The sequence below is a fragment of the Shewanella sp. POL2 genome (assembly GCF_000282755.1).
In the GTDB taxonomy this organism is placed as follows: domain Bacteria; phylum Pseudomonadota; class Gammaproteobacteria; order Enterobacterales; family Shewanellaceae; genus Shewanella; species Shewanella xiamenensis.
The window spans coordinates 13,692-29,961 of the sequence record NZ_AKZL01000056.1; the positions used below are offsets into that span (position 1 = coordinate 13,692).

A 16,270-nucleotide genomic window follows, 5' to 3' on the forward strand; every position below is an offset into this window, starting at 1 on the left:
AACGCTATTATTTTGGCAACTCATCCTGACGCTTCGCCCATTGGATAAATAACACCACAGGATAAGGTGACATCAACACTAAGCCTAAGCCAATTAAGCTTGCGATCAATAACATCCCACTGATTTCTAGACTCCATTGAGTCAACATATAAAACCCAAGTCCACAAACTAACATCAAAACCCCTAACCAATGTAAAAACTTCAACAAATTCATAGTGCTTTTAATACTATCTTGCATATAAACCTCTTTTTATCTCTCGCTAAACTTGTACACTATTGCCATGAATATCGAAAAAGGAACTGAGACAATGTTAAAACAAACATTTCTATTAAGCGCATTACTTTTTGGCTTAACGGCTTGTCAGAGTACTGACGTCGCCCATCAAGACACTGTGTCATTACAGGGAAGCTGGCATATTGAAGCAGTCCAAGGACAACCGACTGTTGATTACAGCTCAGCTCAAATCACCTTCGATGCAGAAGGTAAGCTTTCTGGCAATAACAGCTGCAATAACTTTTTTGGCCAATATAACCAGCAAGGGCAAGAGCTGAAAATCATCCCTGGTGGCAGCACCATGAAAGCCTGTGTCGATTCATTGATGCAGCAAGAGCATAAAGTCATGCAAGCACTACCACTGGTCGCTAAAGCCAAATTAGTGCAAGGACGTCTGACATTACTCAGCAGCGACGATAAACCTGTTTTAGTGTTAACCCAACTGAAATAAAAGTGTATCGATAATAAAAAACCGCCGATTGGCGGTTTTTTATTCGAATCAAATCTTAACTCGATCGATTAACTCTTAGTCGCAGCACTTTCGTTTGCGGCATTTTGCTCTGCAATCACGGCGCTCTGCACCATATCAGCATTGTAATGCTCAACGTCGAGTTCATCTTCCGATTTGGCAATTACAGTCGTCGCCACTAAGTCACCAGAGACGTTCACAACAGTTCGCGCCATATCCAAAATGCGGTCAATCCCCGCAATCAAGGCTACACCTTCTAAGGGTAAGCCCACAGTCGAGAGCACTAGAGTCAACATCACTAAGCCTGCGCCCGGTACCCCCGCGGTGCCGATTGAGGCTAACGTCGCGGTTAAAATAATCGTTAGATAGTCGACCCACGTTAAATCAATCCCAAAGGCCTGCGCCACAAACAGCGCGGTCACGCCTTGGTATAGGGCTGTACCATCCATATTGATGGTGGTGCCTAAGGGCAATACAAAACTGGAGATCTTCTTGTTTACCCCAAGATATTCGCTCGCACATTTCATACTTGCAGGTAAAGTGCCTGCCGAACTTGAGGTGGTAAATGCCACCGCCATCGCATTGCTGATCCCCTTAAAAAAATGCAACGGATTAAGCTTGGCAAATAGGCGCAGCACTATGCTGTAGAAACCTAACACATGGATAATACAGCCAATATAAACGGCAATAATGACTTTAATCAGTGGCCATAGCATATCGATGCCATACTCACCCGCAACCCATGCCATTAGACCAAACACACCATAGGGCGCAAGCTTCATCACCATATCGGTCAACTTGTACATGGCCTCAGCAAGGCTCTCAAACACCTTAATCGCAGGTTTGCCATGGTCGCCAATCAATACCAATGCAATCCCAAGTGCCACGGCAAACACAATGACTTGTAGGATCTGGCCACTCGCCAATGCAGCTACGGGGTTGGTGGGCACTATATCAATAAGCGTTTGCATCACCGAGGGTACTTCTTTGGCCGTACTTACCGCCTCGTGTTGCAACAAAGGAACACCCGCACCAGGCTGAATCACATAGCCCACCACTAAGCCTAGGCTTATCGCAATCGCCGTCGTACAGAGATAAAACGCAAAGGATTTAAAACCAATCCGGCCCATTTTGGCGGTATCTTCCATTGAGGTGACACCAACAATCAAGGAACAAAAGACTAAAGGCACAATCAGCATTTTGATGGTATTCACAAACAGCGTGCCAATAGGTTTTAGGTAGGAAGCCTGCTCGCCTAAAGTGACCCCCACCAGAATCCCGAGCACCATACCAACGAAAATTTGTAGCCACAGGGGCACTGACATCCAAGAAGACCAGATCCGGCCTAAGGCTGATGACCTTTGTTTTGACATGTTTATAACCTTGAATTTGAAATGATGATAGGGCAAAGCCTTATCCTTGGCGGGACTAACCTTCAATTAGCCAGCCGCCGAGTCTACCATAAGCAATAAAACTTTAAGGATGATCTATATCACGTTGATATCAACCGCGGCAAAATCCAGCTAAAGCATCGCTTAGGCCTCGAATTGCGCCGTATTGTCTGACGGAGCAAAACGTTGACGATACAACGATGCAGGCGGCTGCTCGCGCTCAATAAGGTAGCTCCAGTAGTCATCATCGAAACCGCTAAAGAGTGACTGATTTTCCCCCTGAGATTTGAGGATCAAATACCACCAAACCAACCCCCATAAGCCAAAGGTAACTAAAGTTAGCATAAAGTGCATCCCATGGTTAACTTGAAAATCTTTATGAGCATCATAAGGTTGTAAGAATATTGGTTTAAACCGACGAGTTGATTTAACGAATCCCATAATCGCGCCACTTCTGCTAGTGAAAACCTTATTCAAGCCTAGCAGATTAGACTTTAGCCGTACAAAATTTAACCGCAATTAAAGGGCGATAGGGATCTGTGCTCACTCGTTCTGATGGGGGGTTCCGTGCTACAGTGTATGCCTAACTCATCCCGATACATCAGCGTCATCCCAAACACAAGAGCGGTAAATGCCATTAACCGCCGAGGAGTTGTTAAATGTTGATCCGTAAAGCTAAAGTGCAAGATCTTAGCGCCCTAGTCCAATTTAATCAGGCAATGGCGCAAGAGACTGAAGGTCTTGCCTTAGATGAAACCACGCTTATCAAAGGCGTCAATACCCTACTTAATCATCCCGAAAAAGGCTTTTATCTGGTAGCTGAAATCGAAGGAGAAATTGTCGGCTCGCTGATGGTTACCTTCGAGTGGAGCGACTGGCGCGCCAAAGATTACTACTGGATCCAGAGCGTATATATTCGCCCGCAAAATCGCCGTCAGGGGATTTATGGCAGACTCTATGCTGAAGTAAAACAATTGGCCGAGGCCAATGGTGGCGCCGCCAGCTTCCGTTTATATGTCGAGCAGGAAAACCTCGCAGCCCAGCAAACCTACCAAGCCTTAGGGATGAAGCAAAGTTACTATCTAATGTACGAAGAAAAGTAATAAAAAAGGATCGAGCAATGCTCGATCCTTTCATTTAAACCGCTTATATATCTCAGTCTTAACTGAGTAGACCAAATAGAATCGCCGTCATCGCCAGTAAACCCGCAATCACCACAAACACATTGCTGATACGGTGACGATAAGCTTTTAGTGCCGGCACTTTATACACAGCATACATTGGCATTAAGTACAAAATCGCCGCAATCACTGGGCCGCCTAGCGCCTCAATCATTCCCAGAATACTTGGGTTTTTAATCGCAACGCCCCAAATGGTGGCAAACATAAACACGAGGATAAACTTGTTCAGCTTATTGTCACAGACTTGCTTATTGCTTGAGCGTAATTGCTTAACAATAATGCCCTTCATACCTTCAGTCGCGCCCATATAGTGACCAAAGAAGGAAGAAACAATCGCGATAAAGGCAATGAAAGGCCCGAAATAACTGACAAAACCGCTATCATGCACGTTTGCTAAATAGGACAAAATCGGCAGGTTCTTTGCCTTCGCTTCGGCCAATTGTTCAGGCGACAATGACAACACGCAGGAGAACACAAATAGCATCACAAAGCCGACTAACATCATTGACGTATTACGCAGGATCACATCGGCCTTACGTGCGGCATTGCCGCCATGGTCGCGCTTAAGGGAAACCGAAAATTGCGAAATCGCCGGAGAATGGTTAAAGGCAAACACCAGTACAGGGATGGTTAGCCATACTGTGCCTAAAAAGGCGCCGGTTTCAGGCACAACTTGCAGTGCATCCATTTTCCATTCAGGAATAAGATACAAAGACATAAAGGCCAAAATCCCTACCAGCGGATACACCAGCAGTTGAGTCACCTTCAACATAAATTGCTCACCGGCTACCATCACGGCCATCATGCCGAAAATCAAGATACCAGAAAGCAGAAAACGCGGCGGTGATGCCATGCCCAATTGGTTGACGATAAAACTATCAACAGTATTGGTGATCCCCACGCCATAGATCAGCACAATCGGATAGATCGCTAAAAAATAGAGCAGCGTAATCGCCTTGCCCGCGCCAATCCCAAAGTGTTCTTCAACCACTTGGGTAATGTCACTGCCAGGAATGCTCGATGAACAAACAAAGCGTGAAAGACCACGGTGGGCCAAATAGGTCATAGGTCCGATGATAATGGCCATCAAGACTAAGGGCCAAAAACCACCCATACCCGCATTGATAGGTAGAAAGAGAATGCCCGCCCCCACAGCGGTACCAAATAAACTCAGCATCCAAGTAGTATCTTGGCGCGTCCAAGGTAAGCGTCTTGTTGTGCTTTCTTGCGTGCTTTGAGGTGTTTCTAAAACACTGATCGCATCTTTTTGCATAGTAAAATTACCTTACGGTGAAACCGCATAAAAAATTCGGCGTAAGGATAGCGAAAAAGCTTAAGCAAAAGTTGATCTAAAACCATTTTAAGTAATGGAATTTCAAATAAAGCTGGGATTGAGATCTAGATCTATGAATTTATGTAATAAATTTTCAATGGCGCATCAAAGTGATCACAATTAATCACCAAGAAAGTACAGTAAATTTACCCTTAAGCCTAAATGGCGACATTACTCTGTCGTCGATAAAAGCCACAAAAACGTGTTAAGTCGCAAAAAACCGATAAATACAACAAAGCTCAAACAACCACTATAAAAACTTGAACTAGATCACTAGCGGCATTGTTAAATTTTTACATTTTGTAACGTTGAACAACCTATAAAAAGCCCACCCAATAAAAAGGCCCACCTAAGTGGGCCAATGAATCACCACCCGACTAGCGCAGCATTATTGGGCTTTTTGCAGCACCAACTCAGTGGTTGAGACTACGGCTGGCGCAATATCAGCTTCCTTAAACAGTAAAGGACGGAAACTCTTACTGCTGGAATACAGATTGCTTTGGTCGGTAAACGAAGGCGACAGTATATTGCTCGACTCAGAATAAGTGAGTATGCCGCGCGCAACAGGGCCCTCATCGGTAAAGCTCACCGCCATCATCCAACTTGAACCATAACGTATTTGATATCCCTTCGCCGTTAAGCCAGAACCCATGGCTTTGCCTGTAACGACGTCCATCAGAGGCGCATATTTATGTTGTGGAATTAACGTATCGTCGCCTGATAAGCTAGTTGAAAACACGTTAAAACCACCCTCAGCGTTGTGACTCCCTGGCCAAGGTAGACGCGCTCCGCTGGCAGTGCCATCGGGAAGAGACTTCTCGACAAACTGCACATCACCTAGCGGTGCATCTAAAGCAAAACCTGCGGCTTCTAAATTCAGCACCGCATGGGCAAGCGCCACTAATGCACTGCCGTCGGTAGCCAGTGTATTCGGAGTGGTCGCCGCATTCGCGGGATCAAATCTCTTGGTCAGCATCGTCTTTTGATTAAACTGATGGGCAAATTCGCGCAGTAAGGCGCCGCCTTTGCTGTCATTATCTTGCTTACCATTCCAGGCTTTTAACGCCGCACAAGCTGAGGTGAGATCTTTTGATAAACTGGCAGACACTACCACAGGCGTACTGCCTTGTGCCTCACATTGGGCAATTAATGCCGGCAAGACCAGTTCAGCCAAGTAACTACGATTTGATAATACGGCAGCCTCCAACTCTTGGAGATTGAACTTACCATCGCTGCCTGCCGCATCCTGCATTAGCGTTAATCCCATACGGGTACGCAGTGATAATTGCCCTGCTTCTGGGCCATACATAGGCGAGAAGTAGGTCAGGGGCTCATTCAAGTTTGTTGACCAGAAGGAGTCATTGGAGTTTTGCACAAAGTCACTACGCTCCAGCTTAGGCGCACGTTCATAGGGCGTGGGGCCACTAAAGCTAAACAAGGAAGTATTACCCGGCAAAATAGTAAAGCCTGCTTTCTCTTTTGCCGCCTTAATATCGGGCGAAGTCTTTAACAGCACAACGGCAGACTCGGACAAACCGGGTACTGTCGAGTCATCGATATAGAAGGCATTGCCCTCTTTATCGGCATACATAGTGTTGTTGAAAATAACCCCGTCGTAATCTTTAAAGGCTTGTTGAAATTCATCTTTATTGGTCGCTAAGTTCATGGCGAGCCAGTGATCGACAGGATCCATTGTCGCCATATTGGCATCTTGGATCATAAAGGCACTGCCATCATCCCAACCAAAAGGCGCAAGCGTAGGTGGCGCCTCAACCAATTAGGGCCTTTGGCCGTGGTGTAAATATCCTTTTCAGCCACTAACATGCCCGCAGGACCGGCGTTCACTATGATAGAAACCGTCTCTTTATTGATCGGCATGGGCTTACCATCAAACAGATATTGCAATCTATCGCCCGAGACCAACTCAAGGTTGTACATCACAAAATGCTCAGCAGTTGAGAAGGTATGAGTCCAAGCTAAGTCTTTGTTAAAACCTATATTGATCGGGCCAGGCATCCCCACCAGCGAGCCACCCATCATATCTAAATGCCCAGGAATAGTGATATGGGATTGCCAGAAACGCAGGTTACCCGTGTGCGGGAAATGCGGGTTGCCGAGCACCATACCGCGGCCATTTTCGGTCTTGTCTTTACCGAGTCCCCAGCCGTTAGAACCTAAATCCCGTGGATTGGTTTCTGGCGTGGTAATACGGGCTGCGCGGGCAATCAATTTAGACTGCATATCGCTGACAAACGCGGTCTGCTCTTGGCTCGGCGCTGGACCCACGATACGTGGCATATATTCCTGTGCATCCCCGGGATTAGCGTAGAAAATCAAATCGAGGAAGTTAGCCGCTCCGGGTAACAATGCAATGGAAAACAAATAAGTGACCACATCTTCAGGCACGATAGGTTTTACCCAAGGTTGGCCGCCACAGAAAGGTTCTGCTGTTTGTTTGCCCGCCTCCACATCCGCAAGATACTGGTTATAACCCGCGGTAAAACCTTGGATCAATGCACGAGAGCGTTCACTAAACTGCGGCCACTTAGCTTCGGCTTGCTCACGGATTTTTAAGGCTTTGTAGGCAAAATCGGAGATTAAGTTGCCATTATCTTCGGCGGTAGGTAGCCCTGTGGTGAAATCTATCGACGCATGGGGGCCAAAGTACATAGAGCGCTGGGAATTCGCCTTAATGAAACCATCGGCGAGCACGCAGAGGTTGTCCTGCGCTTGTGCGTAACCGCTACCAAAACCTAGGCTTTCTAAATTGTCGGCTTGGATATGGGGTACGCCGTAGGTGGTTCGTCGGATATTGGCTTTGAGTAAGCCATTAGGGGCAAAGGTTTGCAGTTGGGTTTCAGGTTCGGTTGGTGGAGTACTATCTTCGCTATCGTTACAGCCTGTGAGCATCACCCCGCAGGCCATCCCCATCGCGATCATGAGTTTGTTGAATTTCATTATTATTATCTCTTAATTTTGGTTCCTTCAATGACATCGCTTTACTGCTTAAATCAGCTAACTTACTGAAGGAGCAATAATGGCATGTCGCTTCCTGATGCTCTGCTATGGCTATTTGCTTCCCAAACATTTGCTTTTACTGAGCTGTTTTTACTGAGTCATAGCAATGAATATGGCAGAATAGAAAACCCATAGGCGAGACACCTCCGACCATTTAAGCAATGATCCATATGAGCGTCCACTTTAAAAATCAAAATAAATAACTTATATGCAACAAAATATTATCAAGGTAATCGTTGGGTCGAAAAACCCCGTCAAAGTGAATGCTGCGACCAATGCGATGAAGCTGCTGTTTCCTGAATCCCAGATTGAAACCCTCAGCATGGACGCACCTTCTGGCGTCCCCGCCCAACCCATGACAGATAGCGATACCCGCCAAGGTGCAGTGAATCGCGTTAACTATTGCCAACGGCATACCGAAGCTGATTATTATTTTGCGATGGAAGGCGGCGTCGACCATTTCGAGTTTGGCCCAGCAACCTTTGCCTATATTGCGATTGCTCACCAGCAACGCTTAAGCATTGGCCGTGGCGCACTGTTACCGCTGCCGATGCAGGTTTATCAGGCACTTGAAGCGGGTGAAGAGCTGGGTCATGTGATGGATAGACTGTTTAATACTGTCAATATCAAACAAAAAGGTGGCGCAATAGGCCTGCTCACCCACGGCCATGCCACCCGTGAAAGCAATTATACCCAAGCGATCATCCTCGCGATGGCGCCGTTTTTAAATCCCGAGATTTACCCATAAATTTGTTAATAAAATATTGCAAAACAACGTAAAGCCCGCTAATTTAGTTGTAACTTGCAACTAAATTATGCGATATAAGCCTAGCTAGCCCACCGGCTTGCAATACTCGTCAGGCTCAACGTTGCATAACGTAAAGGCGTTTAATTAAACTATGGCAAATGATTTAGACTCATCTAGCCAACTCCGGCAGCTCTCTCGCTATATGGTGAGGCATCTAGGCATGCTTAACGCAGCAGTCGGTGATTTACCTCTCTCCCCCGTGCAAGCCCATGCTTTGCTTGAGATCGGTAATCAACCGCAAACCATTAAAGATCTCGCCAGTAAACTAAGCATTGATAAATCCAATGCTAGCCGAGCAATAAAGCACTTAATCGATAAGCATCTCGCCCAGAGCCAAATGCACCCTAAGGATAGTCGTTGCCTTGTCGTACAACTGACGCCTACAGGTAAAAAGTTACTCGCAAAACTCAATAGCCAACAAAATCAGCTTTTTCAAGAAATCTTAGCGCAACTCACCTCTGATCAAATCCACCATATTGAGCAAGCCCTCATGCAGTACAACCAAGCAATAGACAAAGCCAAACAACAGTCAGGCTGCATAATTCGTGCAGCCTCAGCCACCGATGATGCCGCCATAGCCCAAGTTATCCGCGATGTATCTGCCGAATATGGTTTAACCGCAGATAAAGGCTATAGCGTGGCCGACCCGACCTTAGATTGTTTAAGTCAGATTTATTCGCAAGCGGGTGCTCAATATTGGGTTGTTGAATATGAAGGTAGAGTCGTTGGTGGTGCAGGCATTGCCCCACTTGCCAATAATGCAGGCATTTGTGAACTACAAAAAATGTACTTTATGCCCGAAATCCGCGGTAAAGGCTTAGCTAAGCGTTTAGCACTACTCGCTCTCGACTTTGCCCGTCAAACGGGTTACCAAAGCTGCTACTTAGAAACGACTGCGATATTAAAAGAAGCACTCAAGCTCTATGAACACTTAGGTTTTTACTCTCTGAGCGCACCACTAGGAAATACCGGCCACGATGCCTGTGAGATCCCGATGTTATTACCATTGCAACCTAAATAATTCCATTTAGCAGACCACGGATGGTCTGCCAACCGAGTAAATCCCCGCTATATTCTTCGCTAAACATCCTGCCTGATAATAAGCGGCAATCAATGCCAACCAACACAGTTAATCACTTATTCAACTAAAATCAGTCTTTAATTCTCCTTATTAGCATAGAGTTTTAGTGGCTAACCATATTAAAATACACATAAAATCATTCAGTTAAATGATGTTTATTTGAAATGATTTTGCTGCATTATTGTTAAAGCATTAAATAGGGAAGCCCATGCTAAATTGGATTTTTGGTGATAATAATCTCACCCTGCGGGAAATATGTGTTAATAACGAGCTGTCTACAGCCAAGAAAATTCAAAAAATTAATAAGTACCTCGCCAATGGCGGTGATATTAATTTTATTGATCCCGATATTTCCCCCTGTAATGTGTTAGTCCCGCTTTCTCGTAGCCCTGAATCCGACCTCGAATTAATACAATATCTGCTGGATAATGGCGCTAAAATTGAATGCAATGGTTTTAGCGCCTTACACTCAGCGCTTGAATTTAATAATCCTGAGTTGGTAAAGCTCTACCTCAAGGCTGGCGCGAATCTTTACTACCAAAATCAATTTAATAACTGCTGGTTAAACTACTTATTTCACCCTAACCCTCAGTATATTTATCAAGATAATCAGCGCATCGCTATGCTAGATCTGCTGCTTGAACAGGGGCTGGATATCAATCATTCGGTGAGTTTCTGGACCAATGGCGAGTTAAATCATCCCTTAGAAATCCTTTATGCAGAGCGCAGCAAAGAGCTATTCCTACATATTATTAACAAAGACCTTTATTTAGATATTGGTCAATTAAGTCTGATAGAAGAGATTATTTTCTCCAGTGACTTTTGGGGAATAGAAGCTTTCGCGCCATTAGTAAAACGCTATCCTGAGTTTAAAAAGCCTCGTTATATTATGGCCAACGATAGCAGCTTTTGGGATGACGCCAATTTACTCGAATTCTGTGTCTACGCAAAAGCGCAGCAATACACTGAATTTCTGCTGGATCATTATCCGCAGCTCAAAGCCGACTCCCACGCGAAAAGTTTGCTCTACGCGGCATTGACCTCAGAATTTGACCTCAGAATTATCGAAAAATTGATTAAGGCGACCGTCGATATCAATCGCATCTATAGGATGACACCGCCTGACGCCGACCATTCCCCCGTGCTCAACCAATTTATTGATAACGCCCAATTTACCGATGTGAATAAACGGGAGTATATCTATCAAGCTCTAGATCTGTTGCTCAAATATGGCGCGGATCCAAATTCCGTATTTATGAATGCGGGTAAACCCTATGAAATGTTAGCCTGGTCGAACTTGAGACTATTGGTTTATCCGATGGTCGAGAAGAAAACCTTTCTACCGGAGTTTCTCGACCTCTTCATAAAATATGGCATGGATATCAATAAAAAGTTTGGTGCGGTGGATGAACCAAGCTTGCTGACTATCTGCCAACGTGGTTCGGGTAAGGAAGATCAAGCCACACTTATCCAAGTGATGGAATATCTGCTCACCAAGGGACTCGATTTAAGCCTTACCAATATTTACAACACTAACTACGTGTCCGCTGCGGCCATCGCCTGTCGAACCCAAGTTCTCGAATGGCTGATTAACCAAGGCGGAGATATTTTCACCCATTGCGGCCATGATAATTCGCCCATATTGCACAAGGCAATTTCAACCTACTGGTGGGATCAAATCACAGGCCCGATGCGACGTAATACTGTGGAACTATTACTGCGCCACGGAGCCAAAATTGAAGAATTCTCAGTAGATGAACAATTTACGCCTCTGATGTGCGCCTGCTATTACGGCGCGCAGTCCTGCGTTGAAGTGTTACTCGAGCAAGGTGCTAACCCCAATGCCATCAATGCCGAAGACACCACCCCAGCCCTTTGCGCCGTGATGGGCGGCAGCTCGAATGAGTTTCCACGCTTTGAATCAACAGCGGTGCGGATCTTAAGACTGTTGCAGCAACATGGCGGCGACTTAACCGTAAGTAACAGCTTAGGTTATAGCCCGCTGAGTGTGACTATGGAGCAGGAATATAAAGAGATTTTCGAAGTACTACTGCAAATCGTCCCCTACAGTGAGTCACAACTTGAGCAAGCCCTGAGCAAAGCCCAGCCACAAAGTTATTTCCAACGTCGGCTATTACAAAAGCTAGGGCGTGAAATACCAGCAGCCCCCACAATTATCGAACATAAGGTAGCGAAGCCAGAAGTCGCATCGCTTACTCTTGAATGTGGCACAACCCATGTGGAGGCGCCAAAAACCGCTCAACCCCAAAAAACTAGACTAGAGGTCAGTGATGCGGCGGTGGATAGAAGCCAAATCCCGACGCTGTTTGATCTCAAAAACAGAGTGCAGCATTTCTTTAAGCCGATAGCCAGCGATCCAAGCATCACAGCTCAACAGTTAAACTCGGTTAAAGAGCAGGTGGAACGATTGATTGAAAAGCTCGACAACTTTAGCTTTTTCCGCAATCAAGCGACAAAGGCCGAATTTGAGGAAGGTGTTCAGGAATATATCGATGAAACCGTCGAAGAAATTAACGGGATTATCGAGGATGATTACCCCGCGCTTACCGAAGCCTTAGTCGATTCCGTTTGGACGATTTTGCAATACTTTAGGGTTGATATTGAGATAGAAACCGCACTTAGAAAACGCTTTTGGTAGCAGTTAGCACCTTGGCAACTAAAAAGACCAAGCATAAAGCCCCAACGCTGGGGCTTTATGCTTTCGAGACTCACATCAACTCAATTGGCCGCCTATTAGCCAACATAATGGCGAAAGCTAAAGCTTAAACATCAAAGGCTTAAACATTAGCGGCTTTAGCAAGCAGCAACTGGCTACGGATAATTTGGCGGATCTGATTATGCAGTTCAAATACTCGAGCGCGATCATTAAGATTTAGCGATAGATTTTCCAGCATGACTAAGTCCAAATTAAATTCGGGATAATGCAGGGTCATCGACATATAACCAGTTAAATAGCCCGTATGACTGTATTCGACGAGGCCATCGTCCTTATTGATCCTTATTCCATAACCATAACGCATATTCGGCCACAAAAATTGGATCTCGGTATACGCCGTTGTCATCCTTTGATAACTCTCTGGACTCAACAACTTGCCAGCATGTAATTGCTGCTGAAAATCGGCATAAGTGGCCGCCGAGGCAATTAATCCACCAGCGGGCAATAACGCTTCATCAATTACCAGCTCAGCAGGTGCAATCACTTCACTTTCCTGTAATCCCACCGCCAAGCTAGGTACTTTGGCATGAATCGCCTCAAGACTACCCTGCTCAGCACTCAGGCCATTAAGCTGGTATCGCGCAGCAAATTGCGTCACCTGCTCGGCAAAGGATTGGTGATTGACCTTTTCAAGCACTTGCCCAAGCAGTGAATAACCAAAGTTGGAATATTCAAATTGGCTACCCGGCTCAAATCGATTGGCCTTACCTAGCTTATCGACCCCCGATGTATGCGTCAGCAGTTGATGCAGCGTAATCCGCTCATCATATCGACCGGGATTTAAAGCGTTTGCACTTGAATTTGTGCCCGCCACAACGGCTTTTAGTGCCTTGTTATCTCCCTTCGCATCACCCAAAAGGTAATGATTAAGCGTTTGAGTTAAATCGAGTTTCCCCGCATCGACCGCCTGTAATATCAAGGTTGCAGTGATTTGTTTAGAGAGCGATGCCATCACAAAGCGCGAATCTTTACTAATACCTTCACCCTTTTGCAATTCAAACAGCGGCTTACCCCGCTCAAGCAGGATAACACTGCCACTCAATGGCTGCGGCGAATCCTTGATCGCGGCTTGGATTAAGCTCTTAATCTCCGCACTCTTTGAGGCAGAAGATGCGGTTTGGCTTTCAAGCTTAACTGACTGACCGCCTTGCGCGCTTTCCGACACAATCGCAGCTTCAAGCGACTCGCCAACACTATTGGCACTTGGGAATAATAACAACCCCGATAGCAGGGAGCCGATAACACTCAAACGCATGGGTTATCCTTAACTTAATTAGCAAATACTGCCTGATTAGAAAGCGGCCAGCTTATCATAAGTTTTCATAGTGTTGCGGCGTTTGAGATGAGCAATCAAAGTATGGATTGAGTTTTTAATATAAAGTCATTCACAAACCTTGACTGCCACTCGGCACCTATCTTTAGAGCAACCTCAATAACTATTCGCTTGAACGTAAGCATAAAACAGATTATGTTGTTGATTTTAAATGACTGGTAAAGATTTCAATTTGAATATTTGTTCTAAGGAGAGAGCATGTTTTTTACATTACTGTTTATTACCTTTGCACTATCTATAACTGTTTCATTTCTGGTTGTTTCAATTTTTAAAAAACCATTAGGCGAAATATTTTCTCGAATTATTCAAGATTCAATCAGTGCCGCTTGGCAAAAATATATCATTTTTGCCACATATGTTGTGGGCATCTCTGGTGGCGTTAGGATTTATGATTTAGAGCGTTACATTACCGCTCGACATAAAGATGTAGAGATTCTTCAGTTAACACTAGAACGTTGGACTATTGAGATTTATCGGACGATTATTGAAACGTTGCAAAGTATTGCATGGATGTACCTTATCGTATTTATATTTGCCCTTATCGCATATGTCATTGTTAGAGGCTTTGAACATAAAAATACTAACAAGCAAGTGTGACATGGCTACCAAGCAGAAAATTAATCAATCGCAAATTAAAAATTTATATATTGCACGATTAAAAAGAATGTTTACGGTGATATTCATAGTCACGGCATATGTTCTTATCGTTCGCGGTGCTATCAGTTTTTTTCACCCAAAACTTGGTGAATTACTTCTATTGGCAGACTATCTAGCAGATAAAGATGCCATGATTTGGCTAGTGGTACACATATCAATGCCAACTTATGATTTTCTAACTCAATCGATATGGGGCAATTCAACCACATTTTATACTCTGCTTTTATGTGTATTCTTATTGGCTGTTTTTTTTACAAAAAATCGCACCATCAAAGACTCGAATAACCAATAAATCATTAGGTTAAATATCCCTATGAGCACTGAACTTATCCATGCAGTTAAAGCCAAGGATACACTTGCGGTTAAGCGCATTATTGCTAATGGCGCTGATATTCAAGGGGTTGACGAGAATGGGATGACGGCACTGTTGCATGCCTGTGATCTACAGTCTTTTGAACTGCTCAAACTATTAGTGGATGCGGGTGCCGATGTGAATCATCCAAATGCGCTGGGGTATCGTCCGCTCGATATTGCTTACTGGCAAGGAGAGTTTCGCATGGGATGCTATACCACTGAAAGTCAGCGTATGGTGAGCTATTTAAGCCACCATGGCGGTAAATCCTTTAGCTAGATATCAAAGCCAACTAAAAGCCCTATAAACAAAAATCGCGTTAGGCTCCGCTGTTCTAGCTTTGCCTAACGCGATTTTCTATCCCACTTACCACTTACCGCTTAATCACCAAAGTCATCGAGCAGGATATTTTCAGGCTCGACCCCTAGGCTTTCAAGCATACGGATCACCGAGGAGTTCATAATTGGAGGACCACACATGTAGTACTCGCAATCCTCTGGTGCCTTATGATGTTTAAGGTAATTTTCGTAAATCACATTATGGATAAAGCCAGTGTAACCCGTCCAGTTATCCTCTGGTAACGGCTCCGACAGCGCCACATGCCAAACAAAGTTGTCATTCTCAGCCGCTAATGCATCGAAATCCTGTTGGTAAAACACCTCACGGGTCGAACGGGCACCGTACCAAAAACTCATCTTACGCTTGGTCTTTTTACTCTTTAGCTGATCGAAAATATGTGAGCGCATCGGTGCCATGCCCGCACCACCGCCGATAAATACCATTTCTGCATCGGTATCCTTCACAAAGAACTCACCGAATGGGCCAGAAATAGTCACCTTATCCCCCGCCTTGAGGTTAAAGATGTAAGAAGACATCTTACCCGGTGGCACATTGGCCGATGGTGGCGTGGCAATACGCACGTTAAGCATAATGCGGCCCTTTTCATCGGGATAGTTCGCCATTGAATAGGCGCGCAGCACATCTTCATTAACGGTGGAGACTAAGTCGAACAGACCGTATTTTTCCCAATCGTCGCGGTACTTAGCCGGAATATCAAAATCGGCGTACTTCACCACATGGGCTGGCGCTTCAATTTGGATATAGCCACCCGCCTTAAAGCGCACGTCTTCACCTTCGGGCAGTTTTAGCAGTAACTCTTTGATAAAGGTGGCCTTGTTATCGTTTGAGATCACCTCACATTGCCACTTCTTCACGCCAAAGATTTCTTCTTCTAGCTCAAGTTCCATATCGGTCTTCACCGCCACTTGGCAGGCGAGACGACAGCCTTCTTTGGCTTCTTTTTTAGTGATATGCCCTTGTTCTGTTGGCAGAATATCACCACCGCCCGATTTGACTTTCACCCGGCACTGGCCGCAGGTACCGCCGCCGCCACAGGCTGAGGGAATAAAAATATTCTTACTCGCCAAGGCGCCAAGCAGTTTGTCGCCTGCGGCAACTTTAATGCTTTTCTCGGCATCGTCGTTAATCCCGATAGTGATCTCACCGGTAGTCACTAATTTCTTTTTGGCGATAAGGATTACTATCACCAGTAGGCACACCACTAGGGTGAACATGCCTATGCCTATTGCCATTTCCATTCGATTAACCCGTTTTTCTAAACAGAAATGCGGTTTCA

Annotated in this window: 14 protein-coding genes and 1 pseudogene; 8 read left to right on the forward strand and 7 right to left on the reverse strand. The window is 45.1% G+C overall.

All coding sequences use genetic code 11. The features are described from left to right. Positions 1-7: 7 nt before the first annotated feature. Entirely contained in the window at positions 8-238 is a 231-nt protein-coding gene (locus tag SHEWPOL2_RS14855; protein WP_037414628.1) for a hypothetical protein, read from the reverse strand. 70 nt (positions 239-308) lie between these two features. On the opposite strand from SHEWPOL2_RS14855, the gene SHEWPOL2_RS14860 reads away from it, so the two are divergent. Beyond that, a complete protein-coding gene (locus SHEWPOL2_RS14860; RefSeq protein WP_037429466.1) occupies positions 309-725 on the forward strand; it encodes an META domain-containing protein in 417 nt (138 codons plus the stop codon). Between the two features lie 68 nt (positions 726-793). Here SHEWPOL2_RS14860 and SHEWPOL2_RS14865 read toward each other — a convergent pair whose 3' ends face one another. Together SHEWPOL2_RS14865 and SHEWPOL2_RS14870 are read right to left on the reverse strand one after the other, a co-directional pair. Further along, positions 794-2,116 carry a dicarboxylate/amino acid:cation symporter gene (locus SHEWPOL2_RS14865; RefSeq protein ID WP_037429470.1) on the reverse strand — a complete coding sequence of 441 codons (1,323 nt, stop codon included), beginning with the start codon at positions 2,114-2,116 and terminating at the stop codon, positions 794-796. Between the two features lie 162 nt (positions 2,117-2,278). Next, the gene (locus tag SHEWPOL2_RS14870; RefSeq protein ID WP_037429472.1) at positions 2,279-2,575 is read right to left on the reverse strand and encodes a DUF4234 domain-containing protein; all 297 of its coding nucleotides are present in this window, start codon (positions 2,573-2,575) and stop codon (positions 2,279-2,281) included. Between the two features lie 218 nt (positions 2,576-2,793). Here SHEWPOL2_RS14870 and SHEWPOL2_RS14875 point away from each other — a divergent pair, with 218 nt between their 5' ends. Beyond that, the gene (locus tag SHEWPOL2_RS14875) at positions 2,794-3,237 is read left to right on the forward strand and encodes a GNAT family N-acetyltransferase (protein WP_037414619.1); all 444 of its coding nucleotides are present in this window, start codon (positions 2,794-2,796) and stop codon (positions 3,235-3,237) included. Positions 3,238-3,295: 58 nt separating this feature from the next. On the opposite strand, the gene SHEWPOL2_RS14880 is transcribed toward SHEWPOL2_RS14875, so the two are convergent. Beyond that, complete coding sequence (locus SHEWPOL2_RS14880; protein ID WP_037414617.1) at positions 3,296-4,588, reverse strand: HAAAP family serine/threonine permease; 1,293 nt, start codon at positions 4,586-4,588, stop codon at positions 3,296-3,298. Between the two features lie 448 nt (positions 4,589-5,036). Then, positions 5,037-7,606, reverse strand: a pseudogene (locus SHEWPOL2_RS14885) (acylase). Positions 7,607-7,874: 268 nt separating this feature from the next. Between SHEWPOL2_RS14885 and yjjX the strand changes: the two are divergent. From yjjX to SHEWPOL2_RS14900, 3 genes are all read left to right on the forward strand, one after another. Further along, complete coding sequence (gene yjjX / locus SHEWPOL2_RS14890; protein WP_037414615.1) at positions 7,875-8,414, forward strand: inosine/xanthosine triphosphatase; 540 nt, start codon at positions 7,875-7,877, stop codon at positions 8,412-8,414. 151 nt (positions 8,415-8,565) lie between these two features. Continuing rightward, a complete protein-coding gene (locus tag SHEWPOL2_RS22510; protein WP_037429474.1) occupies positions 8,566-9,495 on the forward strand; it encodes a bifunctional helix-turn-helix transcriptional regulator/GNAT family N-acetyltransferase in 930 nt (309 codons plus the stop codon). Positions 9,496-9,763: 268 nt separating this feature from the next. After that, positions 9,764-12,214 carry an ankyrin repeat domain-containing protein gene (locus SHEWPOL2_RS14900; RefSeq protein ID WP_037429475.1) on the forward strand — a complete coding sequence of 817 codons (2,451 nt, stop codon included), beginning with the start codon at positions 9,764-9,766 and terminating at the stop codon, positions 12,212-12,214. Between the two features lie 139 nt (positions 12,215-12,353). Here SHEWPOL2_RS14900 and SHEWPOL2_RS14905 read toward each other — a convergent pair whose 3' ends face one another. Then, positions 12,354-13,547: a serine hydrolase domain-containing protein gene (locus SHEWPOL2_RS14905; RefSeq protein ID WP_037429477.1), complete on the reverse strand. Its 1,194-nt coding sequence runs from the start codon at positions 13,545-13,547 to the stop codon at positions 12,354-12,356. 276 nt (positions 13,548-13,823) lie between these two features. Between SHEWPOL2_RS14905 and SHEWPOL2_RS14910 the strand changes: the two genes are divergently transcribed. The 3 genes from SHEWPOL2_RS14910 to SHEWPOL2_RS14920 are packed head-to-tail and all read left to right on the forward strand — an operon-like array spanning position 13,824 to position 14,913. Continuing rightward, entirely contained in the window at positions 13,824-14,222 is a 399-nt protein-coding gene (locus tag SHEWPOL2_RS14910) for a hypothetical protein (RefSeq protein WP_037429479.1), read from the forward strand. 1 nt (position 14,223) lies between these two features. Further along, positions 14,224-14,574, forward strand: coding sequence for a hypothetical protein (locus tag SHEWPOL2_RS14915; RefSeq protein WP_037429481.1), 351 nt, complete (start codon positions 14,224-14,226; stop codon positions 14,572-14,574). 21 nt (positions 14,575-14,595) lie between these two features. Further along, the gene (locus tag SHEWPOL2_RS14920) at positions 14,596-14,913 is read left to right on the forward strand and encodes an ankyrin repeat domain-containing protein (protein ID WP_086024056.1); all 318 of its coding nucleotides are present in this window, start codon (positions 14,596-14,598) and stop codon (positions 14,911-14,913) included. A 101-nt stretch (positions 14,914-15,014) separates the two neighbouring features. On the opposite strand, the gene nqrF is transcribed toward SHEWPOL2_RS14920, so the two are convergent. After that, positions 15,015-16,232, reverse strand: a complete 1,218-nt coding sequence (gene nqrF, locus SHEWPOL2_RS14925) for an NADH:ubiquinone reductase (Na(+)-transporting) subunit F (RefSeq protein WP_037429485.1) — start codon at positions 16,230-16,232, stop codon at positions 15,015-15,017. Positions 16,233-16,270 lie beyond the last annotated feature (38 nt).

Excerpts from the sequence above, each read along its gene's own strand:
- SHEWPOL2_RS14855 (WP_037414628.1), bottom strand. The coding sequence starts at position 238 with ATGCAAGATAGTATTAAAAGCACTATGAATTTGTTGAAGTTTTTACAT.
- SHEWPOL2_RS14860 (WP_037429466.1), top strand. The coding sequence starts at position 309 with ATGTTAAAACAAACATTTCTATTAAGCGCATTACTTTTTGGCTTAACG.
- SHEWPOL2_RS14865 (WP_037429470.1), bottom strand. The coding sequence starts at position 2,116 with ATGTCAAAACAAAGGTCATCAGCCTTAGGCCGGATCTGGTCTTCTTGG.
- SHEWPOL2_RS14870 (WP_037429472.1), bottom strand. The coding sequence starts at position 2,575 with ATGGGATTCGTTAAATCAACTCGTCGGTTTAAACCAATATTCTTACAA.
- SHEWPOL2_RS14875 (WP_037414619.1), top strand. The coding sequence starts at position 2,794 with ATGTTGATCCGTAAAGCTAAAGTGCAAGATCTTAGCGCCCTAGTCCAA.
- SHEWPOL2_RS14880 (WP_037414617.1), bottom strand. The coding sequence starts at position 4,588 with ATGCAAAAAGATGCGATCAGTGTTTTAGAAACACCTCAAAGCACGCAA.
- yjjX (WP_037414615.1), top strand. The coding sequence starts at position 7,875 with ATGCAACAAAATATTATCAAGGTAATCGTTGGGTCGAAAAACCCCGTC.
- SHEWPOL2_RS22510 (WP_037429474.1), top strand. The coding sequence starts at position 8,566 with ATGGCAAATGATTTAGACTCATCTAGCCAACTCCGGCAGCTCTCTCGC.
- SHEWPOL2_RS14900 (WP_037429475.1), top strand. The coding sequence starts at position 9,764 with ATGCTAAATTGGATTTTTGGTGATAATAATCTCACCCTGCGGGAAATA.
- SHEWPOL2_RS14905 (WP_037429477.1), bottom strand. The coding sequence starts at position 13,547 with ATGCGTTTGAGTGTTATCGGCTCCCTGCTATCGGGGTTGTTATTATTC.
- SHEWPOL2_RS14910 (WP_037429479.1), top strand. The coding sequence starts at position 13,824 with ATGTTTTTTACATTACTGTTTATTACCTTTGCACTATCTATAACTGTT.
- SHEWPOL2_RS14915 (WP_037429481.1), top strand. The coding sequence starts at position 14,224 with ATGGCTACCAAGCAGAAAATTAATCAATCGCAAATTAAAAATTTATAT.
- SHEWPOL2_RS14920 (WP_086024056.1), top strand. The coding sequence starts at position 14,596 with ATGAGCACTGAACTTATCCATGCAGTTAAAGCCAAGGATACACTTGCG.
- nqrF (WP_037429485.1), bottom strand. The coding sequence starts at position 16,232 with ATGGAAATGGCAATAGGCATAGGCATGTTCACCCTAGTGGTGTGCCTA.